The 21,773-nt window shown below is 71.6% G+C and carries 19 protein-coding genes; 13 read left to right on the top strand and 6 right to left on the bottom strand.

Annotated features, from left to right (window positions below):
* Positions 1–81 precede the first annotated feature (81 nt).
* The 5 genes from AB0J74_RS19790 to AB0J74_RS19770 all read left to right on the top strand — a co-directional run bounded on the left by AB0J74_RS19790 (position 82) and on the right by AB0J74_RS19770 (position 5,350).
* Positions 82–579 (top strand): hypothetical protein, encoded by a 498-nt coding sequence (locus AB0J74_RS19790; protein ID WP_363450234.1) that lies wholly within the window; start codon positions 82–84, stop codon positions 577–579.
* Positions 570–1,157, top strand: coding sequence for a hypothetical protein (locus tag AB0J74_RS19785; protein ID WP_363449824.1), 588 nt, complete (start codon positions 570–572; stop codon positions 1,155–1,157). The genes AB0J74_RS19790 and AB0J74_RS19785 overlap by 10 nt, the downstream gene beginning before the upstream one ends.
* Before the next feature lie 186 nt (positions 1,158–1,343).
* A complete protein-coding gene (topA, locus tag AB0J74_RS19780) occupies positions 1,344–4,157 on the top strand; it encodes a type I DNA topoisomerase (RefSeq protein ID WP_363449822.1) in 2,814 nt (937 codons plus the stop codon).
* Positions 4,158–4,167: 10 nt separating this feature from the next.
* A complete protein-coding gene (locus AB0J74_RS19775) occupies positions 4,168–4,968 on the top strand; it encodes a GNAT family N-acetyltransferase (RefSeq protein WP_363449820.1) in 801 nt (266 codons plus the stop codon).
* Positions 4,969–4,993: 25 nt separating this feature from the next.
* The gene (locus AB0J74_RS19770; RefSeq protein ID WP_363449818.1) at positions 4,994–5,350 is read left to right on the top strand and encodes a DUF1801 domain-containing protein; all 357 of its coding nucleotides are present in this window, start codon (positions 4,994–4,996) and stop codon (positions 5,348–5,350) included.
* A gap of 30 nt (positions 5,351–5,380) precedes the next feature.
* Here the strand turns inward: AB0J74_RS19770 and AB0J74_RS19765 are convergent, their stop codons facing one another.
* Together AB0J74_RS19765 and AB0J74_RS19760 are read right to left on the bottom strand one after the other, a co-directional pair.
* Positions 5,381–8,455, bottom strand: coding sequence for a M14 family zinc carboxypeptidase (locus tag AB0J74_RS19765; RefSeq protein WP_363450232.1), 3,075 nt, complete (start codon positions 8,453–8,455; stop codon positions 5,381–5,383).
* Positions 8,456–8,610: 155 nt separating this feature from the next.
* Positions 8,611–9,603: an AAA family ATPase gene (locus AB0J74_RS19760; protein WP_363450230.1), complete on the bottom strand. Its 993-nt coding sequence runs from the start codon at positions 9,601–9,603 to the stop codon at positions 8,611–8,613.
* Between the two features lie 65 nt (positions 9,604–9,668).
* On the opposite strand from AB0J74_RS19760, the gene AB0J74_RS19755 reads away from it, so the two are divergent.
* Entirely contained in the window at positions 9,669–10,376 is a 708-nt protein-coding gene (locus AB0J74_RS19755; protein ID WP_363449816.1) for a protein phosphatase 2C domain-containing protein, read from the top strand.
* Here the strand turns inward: AB0J74_RS19755 and AB0J74_RS19750 are convergent.
* Positions 10,365–11,678 (bottom strand): D-arabinono-1,4-lactone oxidase, encoded by a 1,314-nt coding sequence (locus AB0J74_RS19750; protein WP_363449814.1) that lies wholly within the window; start codon positions 11,676–11,678, stop codon positions 10,365–10,367. The two genes, AB0J74_RS19755 and AB0J74_RS19750, sit on opposite strands and share 12 nt — an antisense overlap.
* 169 nt (positions 11,679–11,847) lie before the next feature.
* Here AB0J74_RS19750 and AB0J74_RS19745 point away from each other — a divergent pair, with 169 nt between their 5' ends.
* Positions 11,848–12,477 carry a TetR family transcriptional regulator gene (locus AB0J74_RS19745; RefSeq protein ID WP_363449812.1) on the top strand — a complete coding sequence of 210 codons (630 nt, stop codon included), beginning with the start codon at positions 11,848–11,850 and terminating at the stop codon, positions 12,475–12,477.
* A gap of 7 nt (positions 12,478–12,484) precedes the next feature.
* On the opposite strand, the gene AB0J74_RS19740 is transcribed toward AB0J74_RS19745, so the two are convergent.
* Positions 12,485–13,690, bottom strand: a complete 1,206-nt coding sequence (locus tag AB0J74_RS19740) for an amino acid deaminase/aldolase (RefSeq protein WP_363449810.1) — start codon at positions 13,688–13,690, stop codon at positions 12,485–12,487.
* 270 nt (positions 13,691–13,960) lie between these two features.
* Here AB0J74_RS19740 and tmk point away from each other — a divergent pair, with 270 nt between their 5' ends.
* The 5 genes from tmk (at position 13,961) to AB0J74_RS19715 (ending at position 18,804) form a co-directional block, all read left to right on the top strand.
* Positions 13,961–16,186 carry a dTMP kinase gene (gene tmk, locus AB0J74_RS19735; RefSeq protein ID WP_363449808.1) on the top strand — a complete coding sequence of 742 codons (2,226 nt, stop codon included), beginning with the start codon at positions 13,961–13,963 and terminating at the stop codon, positions 16,184–16,186.
* Entirely contained in the window at positions 16,179–17,363 is a 1,185-nt protein-coding gene (locus tag AB0J74_RS19730) for a DNA polymerase III subunit delta' (protein ID WP_363449806.1), read from the top strand. Before tmk ends, AB0J74_RS19730 begins: the two co-directional genes overlap by 8 nt.
* A 118-nt stretch (positions 17,364–17,481) precedes the next feature.
* Entirely contained in the window at positions 17,482–17,808 is a 327-nt protein-coding gene (locus AB0J74_RS19725) for a YbaB/EbfC family nucleoid-associated protein (RefSeq protein WP_363449804.1), read from the top strand.
* Positions 17,805–18,107: a hypothetical protein gene (locus AB0J74_RS19720; RefSeq protein ID WP_363449802.1), complete on the top strand. Its 303-nt coding sequence runs from the start codon at positions 17,805–17,807 to the stop codon at positions 18,105–18,107. The genes AB0J74_RS19725 and AB0J74_RS19720 overlap by 4 nt, the downstream gene beginning before the upstream one ends.
* A 55-nt stretch (positions 18,108–18,162) precedes the next feature.
* The gene (locus tag AB0J74_RS19715) at positions 18,163–18,804 is read left to right on the top strand and encodes a hypothetical protein (RefSeq protein WP_363449800.1); all 642 of its coding nucleotides are present in this window, start codon (positions 18,163–18,165) and stop codon (positions 18,802–18,804) included.
* Here the strand turns inward: AB0J74_RS19715 and AB0J74_RS19710 are convergent.
* Positions 18,801–20,027, bottom strand: coding sequence for an FAD-dependent oxidoreductase (locus tag AB0J74_RS19710; protein WP_363449798.1), 1,227 nt, complete (start codon positions 20,025–20,027; stop codon positions 18,801–18,803). The two genes, AB0J74_RS19715 and AB0J74_RS19710, sit on opposite strands and share 4 nt — an antisense overlap.
* A gap of 13 nt (positions 20,028–20,040) precedes the next feature.
* Complete coding sequence (folE, locus tag AB0J74_RS19705; RefSeq protein ID WP_363450228.1) at positions 20,041–20,631, bottom strand: GTP cyclohydrolase I FolE; 591 nt, start codon at positions 20,629–20,631, stop codon at positions 20,041–20,043.
* 119 nt (positions 20,632–20,750) lie between these two features.
* On the opposite strand from folE, the gene AB0J74_RS19700 reads away from it, so the two are divergent.
* Positions 20,751–21,455 carry a helix-turn-helix domain-containing protein gene (locus AB0J74_RS19700; RefSeq protein WP_363449796.1) on the top strand — a complete coding sequence of 235 codons (705 nt, stop codon included), beginning with the start codon at positions 20,751–20,753 and terminating at the stop codon, positions 21,453–21,455.
* Positions 21,456–21,773: the final 318 nt, after the last annotated feature.

Below are 21,773 nucleotides of genomic sequence, written 5' to 3'. Positions count from 1 at the left end.
CAGCGGCACCCGGTTGACGCAGCGCGTCAACCGGGTGCCGTTGCTTCTATGCTGCACGGCATGCGTTCCCCCCGCGCAGTCATGCTCGCCGTGCTGGTGTTGCTGGCGCTCGCCGGCTGCGGCGGCGGGCCGGCACCGCAGGCCTGGGCGGCGGACGTCTGCGACGCGCTGGGCCCCTGGCGCGACGAGATCGACACCCTCACCTCGGGCACGCAGCAGCAGATGACCGCCAAGACCACCCCGGCGCAGGCCAAGGAGAACCTGGTCCGGCTGCTGGGCGGGGCCGAGACGGCCAGCGAGAAGGCGCGCGTCTCGGTGGAACGGGCCGGTGTGCCCGACGTCGATCAGGGCGCGCCGGTGGCCAGCGGTTTCGTCGGCTCGCTGGCCGCGGTCCGCGATGCCTACGGCAAGGCCAAGCGCACGATCGAGGGACTCGACACCGGCCCGGCCTTCTACGACGAGGTCGGTGCGGCGGTCGAAACCCTCAACAAGGAGTACGACGCCAGCGCGCTGGACACCAGCAAGCTCGACTCCCCGGAGTTGGTGCGCGCCTTCGATGAGGTCCCGGAGTGTCGCTGACGCCGCGGCAGCTCTCGCTGTTCGGCGTCGAGGCCCGCGAACCGACGCCGGGTGACCTCGCGGGCCTGCTCGCCGGCCCGGGCCAGGTGGTGCGGATGGGCGGCACCGCCCGGGTCTCGGTGGTGGTCGACGCCGGTTGGCGGGTGCACGTGCTGGTCGCCGAGCTGACCTTGCGCGGGCTGGCGCCGACCTGGTCGCCCACCGAGGTCGACGGGCACCTGGGCGTGCGTACCTCATATTCCACCGCCCTCGCGACCCTCGGCGTCGCCTGGCTGCGCGGCGCGGTTAAGCGCCCGCCGCCCGGTTTTTTCCTGGATGGGCGAAGACTCCGGCTATGGGTGGCAGCGGCGGGCGCACCGGACGACGCGGGCTATACCCTCCGGTTGGGCGCCAACGACGAGGGGCAGTGGGACCAGGTCGGCGCCGCGCTGGCCGCGGTCGGCCTGCCCGCCGCGCTGCTCGGCCCGCGCGCCGGCGGACCCGCCTACCGGGTGACCGGCCGGCGCCGGCTGGCCCGGCTGGGCGAGCTTGTCGGTGATCGTCCATCTCCCGCACCGCAGGAATGCTGGCCAGGGTGAACGCGTTGTTCAACTGTTCGATCGACACCGGTTCCGGTGCGGTGGCACCCGTCACCCTTCTACCTGGGTGTACGGTGTCGCCGTCCAGCGTGACGCTGCGTCCAGGCCACGGGTCGCCTCCGTATCGCGACCTCGCCACCACGCCGCGCGTTACCTTGGACATCCACGAACATGTGAGGGAGTGCAGTGCCGAGCAACGCCAGGAGCACCCGTCTTGTCATCGTCGAGTCACCGGCGAAGGCCAAGACGATCTCGGGCTATCTCGGCCCGGGGTACGTGGTGGAGGCCAGCCTGGGTCACGTCCGTGACCTGCCGCGCAACGCCGCGGACGTGCCGGCCAAATATAAGAAGGAGCCCTGGGCCCGCCTCGGCGTCGACGTCGACAACGGCTTCGCGGCCCTCTATGTCGTCTCCGCCGACCGCAAGCAGCAGATCACCAAGCTGACCAAGCTGGCCAAGGAGGTCGACGAGGTCTTTCTCGCGACGGATGAGGACCGCGAGGGCGAGGCGATCGCCTGGCACCTGGTCGAGACCCTCAAGCCCAAGGTCCCGGTCAAGCGGATGGTTTTCCACGAGATCACCCGGCAGGCGATCCAGGCCGCGGTGGCCAATCCCCGCGACATCGACCGCGACCTCGTCGACGCCCAGGAGGCGCGGCGGATCCTCGACCGTCTCTACGGCTACGAGGTGTCGCCGGTCCTCTGGAAGAAGGTCATGCCGCGGCTCTCGGCGGGCCGGGTGCAGTCGGTGGCGACCCGCATCGTGGTCGAGCGCGAGCGCCAGCGGATGGCGTTCCGCTCCGCCGACTACTGGGACATCCAGGCGCTGCTCGCGGTCGACGCGGCAGCGGCCAAGGAGGGCCCGCGCACGTTCACCGCCACCCTGGTCGCGCTCGACGGCGACCGGGTCGCCACCGGCAAAGACTTCGAGCCCACGACGGGCCGGGTGAGGCCGGGAGCCGCGGTCGTGCATCTCGACGCCGACGGCGCCCGAGGCCTGGCCGCCCGCCTGGACGGGCGGCCGTTCACTGTCACCCGGGTGGAGGAGAAGCCCTACCGGCGCAAGCCGTATGCGCCGTTCATCACCTCCACGCTCCAGCAGGAGGCGGCGCGCAAGCTGCGTTTCTCTTCACAACAGACAATGCGCACCGCGCAGCGTTTGTACGAAAACGGCTACATCACCTATATGCGTACAGACTCGGTCAACCTGTCGGAGACCGCCATCGCGGCCGCCCGCCGGCAGATCGCCGAGCTCTACGGTCAGGGCAGCGTCCCGCCGGAGCCGCGCCGCTACACCGGCAAGGTGAAGAACGCGCAGGAGGCGCACGAGGCGATCCGCCCCGCCGGCGACCACTTCCGCACCCCCGGTGAGGTCGCGGGCGAGCTGTCGACCGAAGAGTTCAAGCTCTACGAGCTGATCTGGCGGCGCACGATCGCGTCGCAGATGACCGACGCGGTCGGCATGTCGGTGTCGATCCGGATCCGGGCGGTCTCCAGCGCGGGTGAAGAGGCCGACTTCGGCGCCACCGGCAAGACCATCACCGACCCCGGTTTCCTGCGCGCCTACGTGGAGTCCTCCGACGACGAGTCGGCCGAGGCGGAAGACGCCGAGCGCCGGCTGCCCAACCTGGTCAAGGACCAGCCGCTGACCGCCGAGCAGCTCGAGGCGCTCGGCCACAGCACCCAGCCGCCGTCGCGCTACACGGAGGCGTCGCTGGTCAAGGCCCTCGAAGAGCTTGGCATCGGCCGCCCGTCGACCTACGCGTCGATCATGGCGACCATCCAGGACCGCGGCTACGTGGTCAAGCGCGGCCAGGCGCTGATCCCGTCGTTCCTGGCGTTCGCGGTGATAGGCCTGCTCGAGGGGCACTACCCCCGGCTGGTCGACTACAACTTCACCGCGGCGATGGAGAACGAGCTCGACGAGATCGCCGGCGGCGACATGGCCGCGGCCGACTTCCTGACCTCGTTCTACTTCGGCAGTGACGTCTCCGCCGACGGCACGATCGCCGCCTCGGGCGGCCTCAAGCGGCTGGTCACCGACAACCTCAGCGAGATCGACGCGCGCAGCGTCAACTCGATCCCGCTGTTCAAAGACGACCACGGCCGCGACATCGTGGTCCGGGTGGGCCGCTACGGTCCCTACCTGCAGCGCGGTGCCGAGCACCCGTCGGCCAACGGCAACGGTGACGGCAGCGACCACGAAGACCGCGCGTCGATCCCCGAGGGCCTGGCACCCGACGAGCTGACGCCGGAGAAGGTCGACGAGCTGTTCCTCGGCGGCGGTGGCGAGCGCAACCTGGGCACCCACCCGGAGACGGGCGAAGACATCGTCCTCAAGTCCGGCCGCTACGGGCCCTACGTCTCCAGCGGCGAGCGCAACGCGTCGCTGTTCAAGTCGCACTCCCCGGAGACGCTCTCGCTCGAAGAGGCGCTGCGGCTGCTGTCGCTGCCCCGGCTAGTCGGCAAAGACGACGACGGCGTGGAGATCCTGGCGGCGTCCGGCCGCTACGGCCCCTACGTGAAGAAGGGCGACGAGTTCCGGTCGCTCGAGTCCGAAGACAAGCTCTTCACGGTCACCCTCGACGAGGCCAAGGCACTGCTCGCGGCACCGAAGACCCGCCAGCGCCGGGCCGCGGCCCCGCCGCTGCGCGAGATGGGCCCCGACCCGCTGACCGAGCTGCCGTTGGTGATCAAAGACGGCCGGTTCGGCCCCTACGTGACCGACGGCGAGGTCAACGCGTCGTTGCGCCGCGGCCAGACGCCCGAGTCGCTCTCCATCGAGCAGGCGTCGGAGATGCTGGCCGAGAAGCGGGCCAAGGGCCCGGCGCCGCGTAAGAAGGCGGCGAAGAAGGCGGCCACCAAGTCGGCCACGGGCACCGCCAAGAAGACCGCGGCCAAGAAGACGACCGCCAAGAAGGCCACCGCGGCCAAGAAGACGACCGCGGCGAAGAAGGCGGCGCCGAAGAAGTCGACTGCGGCGAAGAAGACGGGCGACTAACCTGCGTCCGATGTGGTCCATCACGTCGGACGTCGATAAGTTCCGTGCCGCGGCGGGCCCCGGCCTGCTGGCCCGCCCGGTGGCGAACACGCTGCTGCTGACCATCTCCGGGAAGGTCGCCGCGGGCGGCGCGGCCGCCGTCGGTGGCGTCTCACCGGTCTTCGGCTGGCACCCGGACGGTTCCGCCTTCGTCTGGACCCCGCCCCGGCCGCTGCTGCTGGGCGGCACCGCCGCGCCCGCGGCCGCGACGCAACTCGCGGCGCTGCTCGACGGCGTGCCCGGGGTCAACTCCACCGACGAGGCCGCCCGGGCGTTCGTCGACGCCTGGTGCCGCCGCACCGGCACGACCGCCCGCCCCGGCGTGCGGTCCCGCCTCTACCGGCTCGGCGAGTTGGTGACACCCGCGGTGCCCGGCCGGGCCCGGGTCGCCGGCGCTGCCGACCGCGACCTGTTGATCGGGTGGCTGACCGCCTTCTCCGTGGAGATCGACGAGCCGGTCGGGTCGCCGGCCGACTCGGTCGATGCCAGCCTCGCCTACGGCGGGTTGACTGTCTGGGAAGTCGACGGCGCACCGGTGGCCACGGCCGGGGTCCGCCAACCGGCCGGCGGCGTCGTGCGGGTCGGCCCGGTCTACACCCCGCCAGAACATCGCGGCCACGGCTACGGCGCCGCGGTGACGGCGGCGGTCAGCGCCGCCGCCCGCCCGCACGAGGTCGTGCTGTTCACCGACCTGGACAACCCGATCAGCAACTCGATCTACCAGAAGATCGGCTACCAGTCGGTCGAAGACCGACAGGTCTACCTGTTCTGACCGCCGGATCCGCCATCCTGGCCCTATGGCCGCCAAGTTCGCGAGCGTCGACGACTATCTCGACGCGCTGCCCGCAGACCAGCAGGAGATCACCCGAGCCGTGCGGCGGACCGTTCTGGCCGCCCTGCCGAACACGGGCGAGAAGATCAGCTACAACATCCCGGCGGTGACGGTGGGCGGCAAGGTGCTGGTCTACTACGCCGCCTGGAAGAAGTTCGTCTCGCTCTACCCCGCGCCCCGCGCCGACGACGACTTCGAGCGGGCGGTCGCGCCCTACCGCGGCGCCAAAGACGCGCTGCAGTTCCGCTGGACCGAGCCGATCCCGCACGACCTGATCACCCGGGTCGTACGCGTGCTGCATGAACAGAGGGCCCCTTCATGACGAAGGGGCCCTCTGCCATGTGACGCGAACTCAGCCGATCAGGTGCCGCATGGCCCGCTTGACCAGGTCGTTGCGCTCCGCGGGCGCGAGGCCCTCGAAGCCGAACCCGGTGTAGACACTGTCCCTGGTCACCACGACCGCACCCTCTTCGAACCCGAGTTGCGTGCGGGTCCAGTCGGACGGGTTGGGCCCGGAGCCCGTGGGCGGCCCGGGCACCGTGAAGCCGCCCAGGTCGGTCTCGAAGCCGGTCGACGCGGCCGGCTGGCCGTTGGCGGTGACCCGCACGTCGTCGACGAAGACGCCCAGACCCTCGGTCGACCAGTCGGTCATGTAGGTGATCGAGAACTCGACCTGCTTGCCCGCGTAGGGCGTGAGGTCGACCGACCATTCCTTCCACCCACCGGACGAGCCCGTCGCCGCGTTCCAGCTGCCCGTGGTGCCGGTGGGCTCGCACGGCTGGTCTGTGGCCACGAACTTGACGTAGTGGTTGAGCTGCGGGTGCAGCCGGTTGGGCAGGTTGGCCGAGCAGCTGTCGCCCGGGTTCTGGGTGGTCTTGCCGTTGCGGTCCGGCAAGGTCGTCCAGTCGTCGCTGCCCACCACGTGTGCCTCGACGAACATGAAGTCCCAGTTGGCCTCGGTGTCGTAGGAGCTCCAGAACTTCAGCTCGCCGGACGTCGCCTGGGTCAGGTCGACGGTCTGGGCCAGCCGCTTGTAGGCCGCGTCACCGCGCCCGCTGAAGGCGTAGTAGTCGCCCTCGTAGGGGTCGAACGGCGGCGCGCCCGGGCGGACCCAGCCGACCGGTGCCGAGCTGGGCCCGAACCACGGGAACTCGTCCTGCGGCAGGATGCTCGAGGTGGCCAGGAACGACGCGGTGTGGTCCTGGTTCTGCGCCGAGCCCGGCGCGTTGAGCGTGCCGGTGAAGCCGTCGAACCGCCCGCTGGTGCCGCTGAGCGGCTGCGGGTTGCCCTCGTCGTCGGAGCCGGAGCCGTCGATGTAGGCGTAGGCGCCCAGATAATATTGCTGGAAGTCGTTGAACAGCGGCAGGCACGGCGGGTCGTTGGGCACCGTGCACTCGGGCTGGGCCGGCACCTCCGGCTCGTAGTAGTAGGCGCCGTTGATGCCCTGGGCGTAGAGCGCGTTCTTGCCCGTGATGAAGACCTTGCCGCCCTCGTTGAGATAGTCGCGCACGGCGAGTTCGGTCTCCAGCGCCGACTTCGTCGTCGTGCCGCCGACCTGGCCCTGCGACCGCATGATGATGTCGTCGCCGGTCTCCCAGACCACCGCCTTGTAGTGCGAGAGCACGCCAAGCGGGTGCGGTGCCTCGCGGCCTTGCGTGTCGAAGTCGTAGACGTCGCTGCTGCGGCCCGCGGCGGTCAGGGAGGCGACCATCTCGTCGGCGTACTTGGCCGACGTGCCCTCCTGGGCCGGGCTGATGCCGGTCACGTCTTCGGCCGCCAGCACCAGCACGTCGCCGCCGATGTCCTGCGACACCGTGTAGGTGAAGTGCTCGCTGGCCACGACGCCCTTGCCGGGCTTGCGACCGCTGAACCAGACCTCGACCCGGTCACCCTTCTTGCTGCCGGTGACGTTGCCGCGCAACTCGGCGTAGAACTCGTCGCCCTCGTTGCCGTAGCGCTCACCGCCGCGCCATTCGCGGACGCCGGTGGTGCGCGGCCGGCCGCCGTTGACGACGTAGTGCATCTCGACGTCGCGCAGCGCCCGCCGGGCGGTCACCGCGACCGGCTGCTTGGTGCCGTAGGAGACGTCGAACTTGTCGACCACGAAGTCCGGCGTGCTGCGACCGACCACCGACACCGGGTCGTCCTGGTCGAGCGCGGACTGGGCGGTGGCGATGGCGAACGGGATGTTCTTCTGGAACTCGGCCTGGATCAGGTTCTCGTCGTCGGGGAAGATGAAGTCGCTGACGCAGTCTTCGGCCACCCACTGGTCGTCGGGCACCGAGTCTGAGGCCGTCGCGCAGGTGCTCATCTCCGGCGTGAAGCCCAGGCCGCCCCAGCGCGCCGACAGGTGCGAGTCGGCGTCGCCGTTGGTGGTGTAGAGCTCGGCCGAGATGTCGGGGTCGTAGCCGGGCACCGCCGGGTGGGCGTCGTCGCCGGCCATCGTCTCGTAGATGACGTCGTCCGGCGACGGGGTGCTGACCTGCCAGCCGACGCCGTAGAGCAGCAACTGGGCGGCCGAGTGGTAGTTGATGAAGAACTCGGGGCGGATCTTGCCGTAAAGCCCGTCGAGCGCCTTGGTCTCCGGCTCCGAGTTGGGACCGGGGCCGCGGTAGGTGTCGCTGGTCGGGTTGGGCGAGGAGCCCTCGTTGTCGTAGCCCCACTTGTAGGCGTAGTTGCGGTTCAGGTCGACGCCGTCGACGGTGGTGATCTGCCCGTCACCGTCGTTGTCGCGCAGGTTCTTGCGCCACAGCCGGTGGTCGGCGGTGAACGTGAAGTCGTAGCCGTCGGGGTTGGCCACCGGCACGAACCACAGCTCGGTCTTGTCGACCAGGTTGGTGATCGCCGGGTCCTTGCCGTAGTTGTCGAGCACGTAGTGCAGCAACCGCCGGTTCATCTCGACGGTGATCCACTCGCGGGCGTGCTGTGCCGACATGTAGAGCGTCGCCGGCCGGGAACCGTCGCGAACGTTCTTCGCGTTCTTGGTCACCCGCACGGCGGTCATCGTCTTGCCCTGCGTGCTCTTCCCGAAGTTGACCACCTCGGTGATCTTGGGATAGCGGGCGGCGGTGGCGACGTATTCGTCGCGGATGCCGCCGGGCGCGCTGTAGGGCCGGAACGCGTCCCAGCCGGCCGCCGCCTGCTCGCGCAGCACCTGCGACGCCGCCTTGCCGTGGATCTTCTTGACCGAGAGCTTGACCCCCCGGTCGGCGAGCCGGTCGGCCTCGCGACCGCTCAGCACGGCCTCCACCCGGGTGTTGGCCCCGTCGGCGCCCCTGGTGACCTCGTCGGCGTCGACGCCGGCCGCGCGCAACTCGCCCATCTGGGCCGGCGTCACGGTGCCGACGTAGACCTCCAGCCGGTCACCGGACCCGGGTGCCTTCGCCTGGGCCGGTGACGCCGTCACCACCAACGCGGCCACCAGCATGGCGGCGGTTGTCGCCGCCATAGCTCGTCTCGATCTCATCCATCCCCCTCGCTCATGACAAAGGGGCTCCTCCACGTCGAAGAGCACCAATGTGGAGCCTGCCGACTACGTAGGCGCCGGTCAATGGATGGCGACCCTTGACGGATCCCTACGGTTTACGGGTGGCTACGCGGGGTCAACGACGGAGCGGCGGGACTGTGGCGGACGGCCCAGAGGGCAGCCTCGGTGCGCGAGGCGGTGCCGGTCTTGCGCAGCAGGTTGGAGACGTGCACGGTCACGGTGCGCACGGAGATGCCCAGCGCCCGGGCGATCTGCTTGTTGGCCATCCCGTCGCGCAGGCAGACCAGCACCTCGACCTCGCGCGCGGTCAGCTCGGCCGGCGGCTCGGTGTCGCTATCGGCCTCCAGCAGCGCGGGCAGGTCGTCGGCCGGCCAGGTCGCGATCAGCTCGGTCAACCGGTAGGCGTTGCCCCCGGTGCGGTTCCAGACGGTCCGTGCGGCCTCGGCCGTTATCTCCCGACCCGGGTAGACCTGGGCGAGCACCGCCGCGACGTCGGCCGGTTGCAGCGGGCCGAGGTGCTGCCGGACCGCCCCGGCGGTGCCGGTCAGCCGGGCCAGCGTGCGGGCGACCAGCGGGTCGGCGCTCGGCCGGCTGGTCACGAGCAGCAACGCCGGCAGCCCGGGTGCCGCGGCCAGCTCGCCGACCAGGTTGAGGCTGGCCGGGTCGAGCGCGTGCAGGTCTTCGACGACCAGCACGGCCGGGCCGGCGCCGGCCAGGGCGCGCACCACCCGGGCGGCGACCCGCAGCAGCGCGCCGGGTGCGAACCGCTCGACCGGGGCCGCGTCGTGCTGTGCCAGCCAGGCCAGCGCCGGCGCCGGCGCGGGCAGGCCCCGGGTGTCGCGGCCGCTGAGCACGGCGGCCAGCCAGTCGTAGGGTGCCGGCGAGTGGATCCGGGCCTGCCCGGCCAGCAGCGTCACCGGTGCGGGGTCGAGCGCGCCGACCACGGCGGCGACCAACGCGCTCTTGCCGGCGCCCGGCTCGCCGGTCAGCACGGCCACCTGCGGGCCGGCGGAGCCGCTGGTCAGGGCCGCCCACGCAGCGGCCAGTTCGGCACGCTCCCGCGCCCGACCGACCAGCGTCACCGGCATCACGCACACACCCTACGAAATACTGCGTAGAGACTGCGATCGACGGGTTTGAGATGCTCGTACGCATGCCCCGTTTGATCTTGCAGGCCGTGACCGCGACCGACGTCGGTCCGGTCCGGCCCAACAACGAGGATGCCGCGTTCGCCGGCCGCCGCCTGGTGGTCATCGCCGACGGTGTCGGCGGCATGCCGGCCGGCGAGATGGCCAGCGAGATCGTCATCGACTCGCTGCGCGGCCTGGAAGACGCCGACCACCCGGACCCCGACGCGGCGCTCGCCGCCGCGGTCGAGCAGGCCAACGCGCTGATCGCCTCCGACGGGCAGGGCGCCGGCACGACGGTGACCGCGGGCCTGCTGCACGGCGAGCACCTCGGGCTCCTGCACGTCGGTGACTCGCGGGGCTATCTGCTGGCCGCGGGCGCGACCGACGTTGTCCGGCTGACCCGCGACGACACGTTCGTCCAGATGCTGGTCGACAAGGGCACGCTGACGGCCGAGGAGGCCCGGGGGCACCCGCGGCGCTCGGTGATCACCCAGGCGGTGCAGGGCGACAGCTACCGGGCGGCGACGTCGCTGCTGCCGGTCGAACCCGGCGACCGGCTGCTGTTGTGCAGCGACGGTCTGTCCGACTACGTCGAAGACGCGATCATCGGGCGTACGCTGCGCGAAGTCTCGGATCTCGACGAGTGCGCCAGGCACCTGGTCTCGCTGGCGCTGGCCGGCGGCACCTTCGACAACGTCACCGTGGTCGTCGCCGACGTGCTAGCGGCCTAACACCCGCTCGAGGTAGGCGTTGGCGAAGACCCGGTGCGGGTCGAGCCGGTCGCGCAGGGCGACGAACTCGTCGAACCGCGGATAGACCGGTGCCAGCGACTCGGCGTCGCGGTAGTGCAGCTTTCCCCAGTGCGGCCGGCCGCCGAGTTCGCGGGCCAGGTCTTCGACGGCCCGGAAATAGGGCTCGTAGGGTGCGCCGGCGAACTGGTGCACCGCGATGTAGACGTTCTCCCGCCCGTACCCGTGGGAAAGGGGTAGGTCGTCGGCTGCGGTGAACCGCACCTCGACCGGGAACTGCACCTTGAACGGCAGCGCGTCGATGAGGCCGGGCAGCGCGCCGAGCATCGTCGGGAAGGCCTCGCGGGGCAGGCCGTACTCCATCTCGGTGAAGCGCACCCGGCGCGGCGTGCAGAAGACCGCGTCGGACCGTCCGGTGTAGACCCGCTCGGTGAGCGCGCGGGCGGAGATCTCGTTGATCGGGCCGACCGCCGCGGGCACGGCGCGACCCAGCCGGCAGACGCCGGCGAACACGGTGTTGGCGAGGAAGTCGTCGTCGAGCCAGCCGCGCCAGCCGGGCAGCGGCCGGTCGTGCGCGGGCACCCGGTTGTTGGTCTTGATCTGGACCCGGTCGGTGTAGGGGAACCAGTAGAGGTCGCAGTGGTCGTTCTCGGCGACCAGTGTCTGCCAGCCGCGCAGGACATCGGCCACCCGGCCGGGACGCTCGTGCGCGCGCAGCGTGAACGCGTCGACGCACTGCAGGGTCACCTCGGTGAGCACGCCGAGCGCGCCGAGCCCGACGCAGGCGGCGGCGAAGACCTCGGGCTCGTTTCGCGCGTCGCAGTGCAGCACCTCGCCGGTGCCGGTGACCAGGGTCAGCCCGGCGACGAACGTGGAGAGGCAGCCGAGGGCCGCGCCGGTGCCGTGCGTGCCGGTGGAGATCGCGCCCGCGACCGTCTGCGCGTCGATGTCGCCGAGGTTGGGCAGCGCCAGGCCGTGTGTGGCGAGCAGCGCGTTGAGGGTCGCGAGGGTCATGCCCGCCGGCACGGTCACCCGGCGCAGCACGCGGTCGACGTCGACCCGGCCGGCCAGGGCGCCGACATCGAGCCGGATCCCGTCGGTGACCGCGATGTCGGTGAACGAGTGACCCGACCCGACCGGCTTGACCCGCCCGCCGGCGGCCGCCTTGATGATCTCGACGAGCTCGTCGGTGCTGCCCGGTCGGGCGACCCGCGAGGCGGCCCGCTGGTTGCCTGCCCAGTTGCGCCAGTCAGTCACTCGACTCGCGTTCACGGCGCCCTCCATAATGTGAACCGCCTTCATATCAGTATCCGGCGGAACGTGTAAGAGCGTGCTGGCCATACTCCGTGCAAATACCGCCCTTCTGCTGAATACCTCTCATCCGGGTTGCTCGTTGAGCCGAGTAACGTTCCCCCCGCGCGGCGGGGCCGAAAGAGGAAGGATGTGGTGAGGCATGACGACATCAGCCGTCACCACGGGCCCGCTGCGCCGGGTGCCGGTGCAGGGCCGCAGTGTGGCCCGCGTTCAGCGGATGCTCGATGCGTGCGCCGAGATCGTCGACGAGGTCGGCTACGAGGGCCTGACGACCACATTGCTCGCCGAGCGCGCCGAAGTGGCGATCGGTTCCGTCTACCAGTTCTTCCCCGACAAGCGGGCCATCGTGCAGGCGCTGACCCTGCGCAACATGGAGGCCTATCTGGAGCGGCTGGCCACCCGCTTCGGCAGCGGCACCTTCGCTGACTGGTGGGAAGGCGTCGACGCGGGCATCGACGAATACATCGAGATGCATCGCACCGTCCCCGGCTTCCGGACCCTGCACTTCGGCGACGTCGTCGACGTGCACCTGCTCGACGAGGAGCGCGACAACAACGCGGTCATCGCCGAGCAACTCGCGCGGCTGCTGGTCGAGCAGTTCCACGTCGCCGACGAACCGCGCCTGCGGTTCGCGCTGGAGATCGCCGTGGAGGCGGCCGACGCGCTGATCAAGCTCGCGTTCCGCCGCCGCACCGACGGTGACGAGCAGGTGCTCGCGGAGGCCAAGGCACTGATCCGCGAATACCTGCACCGGCACGTGTCGGTCTAGCGCGCACTTATAGGAAGGCGTGGCCCTCACCGCGGTAGGTGGGGGCCACCGCCGTCACCGCGTCTCCCTCGATCAGGTGTAGTTCGTTGACGTGCTCGCTGAGTTCGCCGGCCTTGGCGTGGCGGAACCAGACCCGGTCGCCGACCTTCAGCGAGTCGGCGGCCGCGCCGCGCAGCGGGGTCTGCACCTCGCCGGCACCCTCGGTGCCGATCATTTTCAGGCCGGCGGGCAGCCAGGGGCTGGGTTGCCGGCTGGGCTCGGCCGGGCCGGAGGCGATCCAGCCGCCGCCGAGCACGGTGACCAGGCCGGGCCCGGGGCGGCGGACCACCGGCTGGGCGAAGAACGCGGCCGGGGTCGGGCGCCAGGCCCGGTAGGCGTCGAACAGCGTGGGGCCGTAGAGGCCGGAGCCCGCGGTGATCTCGGTGACCGACGGGTCTTCGCCGGTGCGCCGGACGCTGCCGGTGCCGCCGCCGTTGACGAACTCCAGGTCGGCGATCTCGCGGACGGCGGCGACCGCCTTGCCGCGGCGGTCGAGCAGTTCCTGGTAGGAGCGGCTCTGCAGCGCGCGGATGGCGAGGCCGCGGGCGCGCCGGCCGGGTGGTGCGTCGCCGAGGCCGGCGATCTGAGCCTCGTACGACATGATGCCCGTCAGCCTTGTGGCGGGGCGCTTGGCGATCGCCTCGGCGAGCGTGCGGGCCTGGTCGGGAGCGTGCACCGGAGAGCGGAACACACCCAGGTGGACGCGGCCGCCGGCGAGCCGGTAGGAGGCGTCGAGGTCGATGCAGAGCCGGATGGCGGCGCTGCCGGTGACCGACTCGATGAAGTCGAGTTGCTCGACACTGTCGACCATCAGGGTGACGCCGGCCCGCAGTCGCTCGTCGGCCGCGAGGTCGCGCAGGGCGGCGCGGTCGGCCGTCGGATATGCGACTACCGCGTCGTTTGTCACCCCCGTCCGCACCAGCCAGTTAGCCTCGGCGAGCGTGAAGGCGAGCACACCGGCCCAGCCCGGCCGGGCCAGCGCCCGGGTCAACAGCTCGCGGCAGCGCACCGACTTGCTCGCGACCCGCAACGGCTTGCCGGCCGCGCGGGCGACCAGCGCGTCGGCGTTGGCGTCGAACGCGGCGAGGTCGACGACCGCGAAGGGCGGATCGAGCGCCGCCGTCACGCGGTCGAGTCTCGCCCTTTGGGGGTTTTCGGTGCTTTTACCGGACACAGCGTCACGGTATCGGGTCCCTGTGGAATCCGAAACACCCTCACGTACGAGGCACCCGTAAGGGTGCGTCCGCCCTGGTCCGGTCAGGGGAATGTCGGGGTAGTCGAGATCGTCCCCGCCGCTAGAGTGTGTGCGGGGGAGCCCAGCGATGGGCCGGCACGCGGAGGTACGGCCATCGACACGAACGAACAGCTCGAGCGGCCCGCGGTAGGCACACGGTCCGAGGGGTCAGGCACCACCAACCGCGCTCAACAGGTCGACCTGTCGGGCGTGAGTGCGTTGCGCGCCGTCCTGCGGATCCGGCCCTTCCGCCGGCTCTGGCTCGTGCTCGGTGTCGCGTCGTTCGGCGACTGGCTCGGCCTGCTGGCCACCTCGATCTTCGCATCCGCCCAGGTCAGCGGCGACACCGCGAAGGGCCTCGCGTTCGGTGGCGTGATCGCCGTCCGGCTGCTGCCGGCGCTGGTGCTCGGTCCGGTGGCCGGCGTGCTCGCCGACCGGTTCGACCGCCGCTACACGATGGTCATCTGCGACCTGCTGCGGTTCGTGCTGTTCGCGTCGATCCCCGTGGTCGCGCTGCTGGGCGTCTCCGGCGGCCTGGTCGTCGGATGGGCGGCCGTCGCCACCTTCCTGATCGAGGCCATCACGCTGATCTGGATCCCGGCGAAGGAAGCCTCCGTTCCCAACCTGATCCCGAAGTCCCGCCTCGAGGTCTCCAACCAGCTGACCCTGATCACGACGTACGGGCTGACGCCGGTGCTCGCCGCCGTCGCCCTGTCGGCGCTGGACGCGAGCGTGCGCGGCATCACCGGCAGCGAGCCGTCCAACTGGGCCGAGCCGGCCCAACTCGCGCTCTGGTTCAACGCGTTCTCCCGGCTGGCCACCGCGATCGTCGTTTTCTACGGGATCAAAGAGATCAGTGGCCGCACCGCGGCGGCGGACCGGGTCAACACCAGCATGGTCCGGCAGTTCATCGACGGCTGGAAGTTCATCGGCAGCTCGCCGCTGGTCCGCGGCCTCGTGCTGGGCATCTTCGGCGCGTTCGCCGGCGGCGGCGTGGTGATCGGCACCGCCCGGTTCTTCACCCAGTCGCTCAACGCCGGTGACGCGGCCTTCTACCTGCTCTTCGCGTTCCTGTTCGTCGGCCTCTCGGTCGGCATCGGCCTCGGCCCGGCGATCATCAAGGACCTGTCCCGGCGGCGCTGGTTCGGCATGAGCATCGTGCTGGCCGCCGCGTCCGTGATCGTGCTGGCCGCGTCGATCCACCTGTCCATGGCCATCGTCGGCTGCATCCTGGTCGGCGCCGGTGCCGGCATGGCCTTCCTGGCCGGCATCACGCTGCTCGGCATCGAGGTCGCCGACGAGGTCCGCGGCCGGGTGTTCGCGGTGGTGCAGACCGGCACCCGGATCGTGCTGATGGTCGCGATCGCGCTGAGCAGCCTGCTGGTCGGCGTCGGCGGCTCCCGCCGACTCGACATCGCCTCGCTCGGCATCTCCATCTCGTCGACCCGGCTGCTGCTGCTGGCCGCCGGCATCGCCGGCATCCTCTCCGGGATCAGCGCGTTCAAGCAGATGGACGACAAGCCGGGCGTCGGCGTGCTGGCCGACCTCTGGGGCTCGATGCGCGGCCGGCCGCTTTCCCCGGCCGAGCCGTCGGCCTGGCGCGGCGTGTTCGTGGTCTTCGAGGGTGGCGAGGGCAGCGGCAAGTCGACCCAGGTCGCCGCGCTCGCCGACGCGCTGCGGGCGGAGGGGCGTGACGTGGTGGTCACCCGCGAGCCGGGCGCCACCGAGGTCGGTCGCCGGATCCGCTCGATGGTGCTCGAGGGCGACGCCGAGCTGTCGCCCCGGGCCGAGGCGCTGCTCTACGCCGCCGACCGGGCCGACCACGTGGCCAGCGTCGTCCGGCCGGCGCTGGCCCGCGGTGCGGTGGTGATCAGCGACCGCTATGTCGACTCGTCGCTGGCCTATCAGGGCGCCGGTCGTACCCTCCCGGTCGAAGAAGTGTCCTGGCTCTCCTCCTGGGCCACCGGCGGGCTCAAGCCCGACCTCGTGGTGTTGCTCGATGTCGAACCGACCGTCGGGCTGGCGCGCGCGGCGGCCCGTGGCGCGCACGACCGGCTGGAGACCGAGTCGGTGGCGTTCCACGAGCGGGTCCGCTACGCGTTCCTCGACCTGGCCGCCGCCGACCCGCGTCGTTACCTGGTGCTCGACGGCACCCGGCCGAGCGACGAGATCGCGCTCGCGGTGTTCGACCGGGTGACGCCGATGCTCGGTGACCCGGGGCCGGAGCACCCGTCGCCGGCGCGGCAGCCCGACACGACGACCGAGCCGGAACTCTCCGAGCAGGAGATAGCCTCGATAATCGACGCGGCCAAGCGGGATCAGCCGGACGATCCGGACTCTCCGGACGAAGCTCCTGACGACGGCAAGCCATCCGCCCGGGTGCCCGCCACCCAACGCAGCGCGCCGCCGGAACGGGAGTTCGAACCACGTGGCTGACGTCTTCGCCGACCTGGTGGGCCAGGAGGAGGCCGTCGACACCCTGCGCCGCGCGGCGGCGGGTGCGGCGGCGATCCTCGACGGCTCGGGCACCGGTTCGGCGATGACGCACGCGTGGATCTTCACCGGGCCGCCCGGCTCCGGCCGGTCGGTCGCCGCCCGGGCCTTCGCGGCGGCGTTGCAGTGCCGCACCGGCGTCGGCTGCGGCGAATGCCCCGGCTGCCACACCACCCTCGGCGGCACCCACGCCGATGTGCGGATGGTCACCCCCGACGGGTTGTCGATCGGCGTCAACGAGATGCGCGCCCTGGTGCTGCGGGCGGCCAGTTCGCCGACCGGCGGGCGGTGGCAGGCCGTGGTGATCGAAGACGCCGACCGGCTGACCGAGCAGGCCGGCAACGCGCTGCTCAAGGCGATCGAAGAGCCGCCACCGCGTACGGTCTTCCTGCTCTGCACCCCCTCGACGCACCCCGACGACATCTCCGTGACGATCCGCTCCCGGTGCCGGGTGGTGACGCTGCGCCAGCCGTCCGCTTTCGCGGTGGCATCGGTCCTGACCGCGCGCGACGGCATCGAGCCCGACACGGCGGCGTGGGCCGCCGCCGCGGCGCAGGGGCACGTCGGCCGGGCCCGGCGGTTGGCCCGCGATGCCGACGCCCGCCGCCGCCGCGAGGCGGTCCTCGCGGTGCCGCGCCGGCTGACCGGGGTCGGCGCCTGCTTCGACGCGGCGTCGGCGCTGATCGAGTCGGCCGAGGCCGAGGCCGCGTCGGCGGTGTCCGAGATGGACACCAGCGAGCGGTCGGCCCTGGAGACCGCGCTGGGCGCCGGTGGCACCGGCCGGGGCGCGGCCGGCGCCGCGCGCGGGTCGGCCGGGCAGCTCAAAGACCTGGAGAAGCGGCAGAAGTCGCGGGCCACCCGGGCGCAGCGCGACGCGCTCGACCGGGCGCTGGTCGACCTGGCCGGCTTCTACCGCGACGTGCTGGTGCGGACTCTTGCCGCGCCGGTGGCGCCGGTGCACACCGACGCGGTGTCGCTGGCCGAGGCCGCCGCCCGCAAGTGGAGCCCCGACGACGCGCTGCGCCGCCTGGAGGCGGTCCTCGAGTGCCGCACGGCGATCGACGCCAACGTCAAGCCCCGCATCGCCGTCGAGGCGATGATGCTCTCCCTCTGGCAATAGTTATCCACAGGCTGGCGGTTATCCACAGGCGGACTTTCGCGGTCCTTGATCCAGCGGTACGGTTCGATGCCTGGACGACGTGTGGTGGTGGTCGCGACACCGTCGGTGAGGGAGCCGAATGCCGCGAGAGATCGACGAGGCCTGGGTCGAAGAGGCGATTGCGCGCTACCGCCGCATCGATTCGTTGCGCGCCGAATTCGACAAGGCGGTGCGGGCTACCGAGGTGACGGTCCGCTCGCCCGACGGCCTGGTCGAGGTGGTCGTGACCGCGGCGGGGGAGGTGACGGAGGTGCGTGTGGTGGGCAACCTGCAAGGGCGCGGCAACCGCGACGTGTCGGTGTCGCTGACCACGACGATCGCGGCGGCGACCGATGCGGCGCGCTGGGCGCGGGAGAAGCTGCGGGCCGAGACCTTCGCCGACTATCCGCCGCTGGAGGAGCCATGACGTCACCGTTGTCGGCAGCGGCGCGGGGGCTGGAGGCGGCGGCCGGTGAGCTTGTCGGGCTGACCCCGGTCGATCCGGGCCCGGCGGCCTTCGGCGCTGGGGTGCCGGGTGCGCTGGGTGCGCTCGCGGGTGAGTTGCATGCCCGTTGGGCCGGCGAGCTTGTCGCGCGCGAGCGGTCGTCCGCCGCGCTCGCGGCCCGGCTGACCGAGACGGCATCCACGCTCCGCGCGGCCGGCGGCGGCTACGCGGGCGCCGAGGGCTCGTCGGCCCGACGCGCCACTTCGGCCGGTGAGTCATGACCGGTCGCGGCGTTCGGTCGCCCGCGCCGGCGCCGTCCGGTGATGGCGGTGGGTGATGGCTGACGCGCTCGATCATCTCGCTGGGCCGGCGGGGGAGTTGCTGGCGCGCGTTGACGACGTGCTGGCCCGGTTCGGGGCCGCGCAAGACGATCCGGTCTGGGCGCTGTTGCGGCGGATGCGGGCGCTGCCGGGTGAGGCGGTCACGGCGTTGGTGCCGTCTCTGTCGGCAGCTCCGATCGCGGCGGCGGCGGTCGAGGTGCGCGCGCGGGCCGGCCCCTATGCCGGCGCCCGGGCCTCGGTGACCACACCGGCGGCGTGGGAAGGCCCGGCCGGCGAGGCATTCGCCGCACACGCCGAGCGGCTCGCCGGCGACCTGGGCGCGGCGGCCGACGACCTGGCGGCGACCGCGTGGTTCGCCGACGAGGTCGCTGACTGGATCACCCGCACGCGGGCGCGCCTGGCTGCCGTCCTGGCCGCAGCGCTCGGCTCGGCCTCGGCGGTCTCGGTGGTGCTCGGCCTGGCCGACGCGCCGCGGTCGGCCGCGGCGATCGCCACCCGCGTGCTGGCGGTCATCGACGAGGCCGTCACCGACGGCGAGGCCCTGCTGCACCGGCATCACATCGCCGCCGCGCGGCCGGCCGGCGGCACCGGCGCACCGCCGGCCAGCTATGAGCGGACCACCCGGCTGACCTTCTAGCCCTCGGCGAGCGCCTCCAGCGGCACCCGCGGGTCGGCCAGCCGGGCCGGGTCGATCGGGGCGCGGGAGCGGATGAGTTCCTGGATCGGCTTGGTGACGTCCCAGACGTTGACGTTCATCCCGGCCAGGACCCGGCCGTCGCCGAGCCAGAAGGCGATGAACTCGCCGGCGCCCGGGTCGCCACGGAAGACGACCTGGCCATGGCCGTCGGGCTCGACGTAGCCGGTGTATTCCATGCCCAGGTCGTACTGGTCCGTGAAGAAGTAGGGCAACCGGTCGTAGGTCGTGTCCTGGCCGAGCATCGCGCGGGCCGCCGTCTGCGGCTGGTTGAGCGCGTTGGCCCAGTGCTCGACCCGGACGTGCCGGTCGAGGAACGGATGGAAGGCGTTGGCCACGTCGCCGGCCGCGTAGATGTCGGCGTCCGAGGTGCGCAGGTGCTCGTCGGTGACGATGCCGTTGTCGATCGCCAGCCCGGCGGCGGCCGCGAGTTCGACGTTGGGGGTGATGCCGACCCCGACGACCACCGTGTCGGCGTCGATCCGGGTGCCGTCGGCGAGCACCACGCCGTCGGCCACGCCGCCGCTGCCGCTGATCTCGGCGACCTGCACGCTGGGCCGCAGGTCGACGCCGTGCCGTGCGTGCAGGTCGGCGAAGACCTGGGCCACCTCGCGACCGAGCACCCGCAGCAGCGGCAACTCCGCGTTCTCCAGCACGGTGACGGTCGCGCCGGCTTCGCGGGCCGCGGCGGCCGTCTCCAGGCCGATCCAGCCCGCGCCGATGACGACGATCCGCTTGCCCGGCTGGAACGCTTCCTTGAGCCGGTCGCTGTGCTGCACCCGGCGCAGGTAGAGCACGCCGTCGAGATCGGCGCCCGGCAGAGCGAGCGGGCGCGGCGAGGAACCGGTGGTCAGCAGCAGCTTCGCGTAGCCCAGCCGGCTGCCGTCGGCGAGCGTGATCTCGTGCGCGGCGGGGTCGACCGCGGTCACCCGGGTGCCGAGGCGCAGGTCGACGTCGTGCTCGGCGTACCACTGCGCGGAATGGACGTAGATCTTCTCGCGCTCGTCCTTGCCGAGCAGGTAGCCCTTGGACAGCGGCGGACGCTCGTAGGGACGTTCGTGCTCTTCGCCGATCAACACCACTGGGCCGGTGAAACCCTGTTCGCGCAGGGTCTGTGCGGCCTTGGCGCCGCCGAGACCGGCGCCGACGATCGCGTATGCGGTCATGGTCTTCCTCCTTTCAACCGACGACCCGGGTGAGCGCGAGGAACTCGCCGCGGGAGCGCGGGTCGTCGCGGAGCGTGCCCAACATGGTCGAGGTGATGGTGGTCGAGCCGGTGGCCTGCACGCCGCGCAGCGTCATGCAGGTGTGCTCGGCCTCGATGACGACGCCGACGCCCTTCGGGGCGAGCTGGGTCTGCAGCCAGTCGGCGATCTGCTTGGTGAGCCGTTCCTGCACCTGCGGGCGGCAGGCGAAGTGCTCGACGACCCGGGCCAGCTTCGACAGGCCCAGGATCCGCTGCCCCGGCAGATAGCCGACATGAGCGGTGCCGACGAACGGCAGCAGGTGGTGCTCGCACACCGAGCGCAGCGGGATGGCACGGGCCAGGACGAGCTCGTCGTAGCCCTCGTCGTTGGGAAACGTGGTCAGGTCGAACGGCCGCGGGCTGAACAGCTCGGCGTACGCGCGGGCCATCCGCTGCGGCGTACCCCGCATGCTCTCCGTGTCGGTGCGCAGCCCGAGCGCCCGCAGAAACTGCCCGGCGGCCTGCTCGGCGGCGGCGAGGTTGATCCCGTCGGTCTCGTGCACCGTGGTGCGCTGCAGTGTCATCTCATGCCGCACGGTGGCGCCTCCTCAGTCCTCATTTCACCAACAAGTATTGGCGTTATTGCCGAGAAAGGTCAAGGGGCAGTGGTTGTGCCAGCAAAAGTTTGCGATATCGTGAAGAGATGACCGCACCCAGCAACTCAGTCGAGTCGCTCGCGGTGCTGGGCGACGAGCAGCGCCGCCGGCTGTTCTCCTACGTCCGCCGCGCCCGCCGCCCGGTCACCCGCGAGGAGGCGGCCGCCCACGCCGGCATCTCCGCCAAGCTCGCCGCGTTCCACCTCGACAAGCTCGTCGCCGCCGGCCTGCTGCGCGCGGGCCAGGAGAGCCCCGGCGGGGTCCGCAAGGTCGGCCGCAAGCCCAAGGTCTACGAGCCAGCCGACGCCGACATCCAGATCAGCATCCCCGACCGCCGCCCCGACGTGATCGCCGAGATCCTGCTGGACGCCGTCCTCGACCACCGGCCCGGCGAAGACGCGCGGGCCGCGGCGCTGCGCACGGCCCGCGCGCGGGGCGAGGAACTCGGCGCGGCCGAGCGCGCCCGCACCCGCCCCGGCCGGCTAGGCCCGGAACGCTCCCTCACCTTGAGCGAGACGATGCTGGAACGCCGCGGCTTCGAGCCGGAGCGCACCGGGCCGACCGAGATCCGGCTGCTCAACTGCCCGTTCCATCCGCTGGCGGCGCGCTCGACCGAGCTGGTGTGCGGTATGAACCACGCCTATCTCGGCGGCTTTCTCACGGGCCTCGAAGCCAACGGCGTCGACGCCGTGCTCGCGCCGCGTCCGGGGCACTGCTGCGTCGAATTACGCGGCGCGACCAGCAACGGGTAGATCCGGCGACCTTCCACATGGCGACGGCGTCGCGCTCGGGAGCAACCGCTCCGGCAGCGACGCCGTGGCCATTTCCTGCACCCCCCGCAGGCTTGGTGGTGCCACTCAACGCCAACAGGTCCGGCCTTGTCCCGCGATCGATGCGGCTTTCAACCGTCCGGCGACCGACATCGATACGAATCGGGGGCCGGCACGACCCGAGTGTGCCGGCCCCCGACGCTTGACGCACCTCGGCCAACGATCACCCAGATCGAGGGTTGCGGCACGAAGAAGCGTCCCATTCGTACGGACAATGCAAATCGTCCGAAAGGCGCATGG

Origin of the sequence: Asanoa sp. NPDC049573, assembly GCF_040676615.1 — a bacterium.
Taxonomy (GTDB): Bacteria; Actinomycetota; Actinomycetes; order Mycobacteriales; family Micromonosporaceae; genus Asanoa.
The sequence above is the reverse complement of the archived record's forward strand: the minus strand, read 5'-3'. Positions and strand labels throughout refer to the sequence as shown.

Excerpts from the sequence above, each read along its gene's own strand:
- AB0J74_RS19700 (WP_363449796.1), top strand. The coding sequence starts at position 20,751 with ATGACCGCACCCAGCAACTCAGTCGAGTCGCTCGCGGTGCTGGGCGAC.
- folE (WP_363450228.1), bottom strand. The coding sequence starts at position 20,631 with ATGACACTGCAGCGCACCACGGTGCACGAGACCGACGGGATCAACCTC.
- AB0J74_RS19710 (WP_363449798.1), bottom strand. The coding sequence starts at position 20,027 with ATGACCGCATACGCGATCGTCGGCGCCGGTCTCGGCGGCGCCAAGGCC.
- AB0J74_RS19715 (WP_363449800.1), top strand. The coding sequence starts at position 18,163 with ATGGCTGACGCGCTCGATCATCTCGCTGGGCCGGCGGGGGAGTTGCTG.
- AB0J74_RS19760 (WP_363450230.1), bottom strand. The coding sequence starts at position 9,603 with ATGCCGGTGACGCTGGTCGGTCGGGCGCGGGAGCGTGCCGAACTGGCC.
- AB0J74_RS19750 (WP_363449814.1), bottom strand. The coding sequence starts at position 11,678 with ATGGAGGGCGCCGTGAACGCGAGTCGAGTGACTGACTGGCGCAACTGG.
- AB0J74_RS19765 (WP_363450232.1), bottom strand. The coding sequence starts at position 8,455 with ATGCTGGTGGCCGCGTTGGTGGTGACGGCGTCACCGGCCCAGGCGAAG.
- AB0J74_RS19720 (WP_363449802.1), top strand. The coding sequence starts at position 17,805 with ATGACGTCACCGTTGTCGGCAGCGGCGCGGGGGCTGGAGGCGGCGGCC.
- AB0J74_RS19755 (WP_363449816.1), top strand. The coding sequence starts at position 9,669 with ATGCCCCGTTTGATCTTGCAGGCCGTGACCGCGACCGACGTCGGTCCG.
- AB0J74_RS19725 (WP_363449804.1), top strand. The coding sequence starts at position 17,482 with ATGCCGCGAGAGATCGACGAGGCCTGGGTCGAAGAGGCGATTGCGCGC.
- AB0J74_RS19790 (WP_363450234.1), top strand. The coding sequence starts at position 82 with ATGCTCGCCGTGCTGGTGTTGCTGGCGCTCGCCGGCTGCGGCGGCGGG.
- AB0J74_RS19745 (WP_363449812.1), top strand. The coding sequence starts at position 11,848 with ATGACGACATCAGCCGTCACCACGGGCCCGCTGCGCCGGGTGCCGGTG.
- AB0J74_RS19770 (WP_363449818.1), top strand. The coding sequence starts at position 4,994 with ATGGCCGCCAAGTTCGCGAGCGTCGACGACTATCTCGACGCGCTGCCC.
- AB0J74_RS19775 (WP_363449820.1), top strand. The coding sequence starts at position 4,168 with ATGTGGTCCATCACGTCGGACGTCGATAAGTTCCGTGCCGCGGCGGGC.